Annotated in this window: 1 protein-coding gene; it reads left to right on the top strand. The window is 45.6% G+C overall.

All coding sequences use genetic code 11. The features are described from left to right. Window positions 1–571 precede the first annotated feature (571 nt). Window positions 572–1,837: a group II intron reverse transcriptase/maturase gene (ltrA, locus tag IM797_RS28090; protein WP_194130549.1), complete on the top strand. Its 1,266-nt coding sequence runs from the start codon at window positions 572–574 to the stop codon at window positions 1,835–1,837. Window positions 1,838–1,916: the final 79 nt, after the last annotated feature.

Below are 1,916 nucleotides of genomic sequence, written 5' to 3'. Positions count from 1 at the left end.
GCGCCCGGCACGGGCGCAAACTCTAGGGTGGAAGTCCCGAACGCACCTTGATAGTTGGAAGCGTTAACTTAAGGCAAGGGTGTCCTCCGCGAGGAGGAATCTGAAGGAAGCCGGCGGTAAATCTCTGGCCTGACGAACAGGAAGCGAATTAGGCAGTTGGATGTGGGTGAGTTTGCATAACAAAACAAAGCCCTAAACTATCCGAAACATCCTGCTGTACATTCGACAGGTATATGGAGAGAAAGTTTGCGTTCTTACCCGGGGAGGTCTGCCGAGTAGTTGCCGGAGGGGGATGCGCCTCCCGAAGGAACAAGGTCATGTAGTGATACATAACTGCCTCCGCAGAAGTCAGCAGAGGCCATAGTACTTTTTTTAGAAGGAAGGGCTGAACATTAAATGTCCGAGTAGTACTACCGGAAATGGGACTATCGTAAAGAAAGCAGAAAACTCCGAATGGAGAGCTGCTCTGTAAGGAATATGCTGGAAGCAGAAAGGTAGCAGGGAGCGCTGAGCGACGTCTTGAAAGAAAGCAGGAAACAAGGAAACAGAGGAAAAAAAAATGCAATTCGACATGTTACTCGAAGAAATTATCAGTAAAAGCAATCTGTATCCGGCTTATGATCGGGTTGTAGGGAACAAAGGAGCTGCCGGAGTGGATAACATCGGTTTTTCAGACTTTTCTGAGCAAGTTAAAACTGAATGGCCATTGATCAAAAGTCAACTGGAGCATGGTGAGTACCGGCCTAAAGCAGTTAAGCGGGTCAAGATTCCTAAATCTAGTGGGGGAATCCGCCTGTTAGGTATTCCTACTTATATGGACAGGATGATTCAACAAGCGATCTCGCAAGTACTGGTTAAGCTATATGATTCCGACTTTTCAGAAAACAGCTATGGGTTCCGCGCTGAGAAGAATGCCCACCAAGCTTTGGAAAAAGCAAAGGAGTACATCAATGCAGGGTATAGCCATGTAGTAGACCTTGATCTGGAACAATTCTTCGATCGGGTAAACCATGACTACCTGATGAATGAACTAAGTAAGAACATCGCTGATAAGCGAGTGTTAAAGCTTATTCATAGTATACTTCGGGCCGATATTGAGGATGATGGTAAATTGGTACGCTGTAAACAAGGCGTTCCACAAGGAGGGCCACTAAGCCCATTACTTTCTAATATTATTCTGGATAAACTGGACAAGGAACTGGAAAGGCGTGGACACCGTTTCGTGCGATATGCTGATGATTGTAGTATTTACGTGAAGAGCAAACGGGCAGGAGATCGGGTGATGGAAAGTATCAGCGCCTACATTGAAAAGGAGCTAAAACTCAAAGTAAATGTAGAGAAGAGTGTGGTGACTCGGCCATGGCAAACCCGCTTACTTGGCTTCACTTTCTATCATAAGAAGGGCTCCAAGGGTATTACCGTACATCGGAAAAGCATTGGCATCTACAAGGATAAAATACGTGAGATCACTTGCCGAAGGAACCCCTCCACGATGGAAGATCGTATGATGCAAATCAGACAATTGAACCAAGGTTGGGGAAATTACTTTAAGCTGAGTGATGCTAAAACTGTATTTGGAGAGCTGGACGAATGGGTTCGTAGTCGTATCCGACTATGCTACTGGATCCAATGGAAACAGGTAAAGACTCGTGTTAAACAGCTTGAGAAACTAGGGGTGAAACCCTATCAAGCCTATCAATGGGGAAATACTCGTAAAGGCCATTGGAGAACGGTGCATAGCCCGATCTTGACCCGGACGCTCAACAACGCATTTTTAAAGAAACAAGGGCTACTATGTCTTAAAGAAATAGTAGCCCCTAAAGCTGTTTATGTTTAATGAACCGCCGTATGCCGAACGGCACGTACGGTGGTGTGAGGGGACAGGTAATCAAATAATGATTACCTTCCTACTCTAT

The sequence above is a fragment of the Pedobacter sp. MC2016-24 genome (genome assembly GCF_015223055.1).
GTDB lineage: Bacteria > Bacteroidota > Bacteroidia > Sphingobacteriales > Sphingobacteriaceae > Pedobacter.
Note: the sequence above shows the minus strand (reverse complement) of the source record. Positions and strands in the feature narration are given on the sequence as shown.

Coding starts and splice junctions, on each gene's coding strand:
- ltrA (WP_194130549.1), top strand. CDS start 572: ATGTTACTCGAAGAAATTATCAGTAAAAGCAATCTGTATCCGGCTTAT.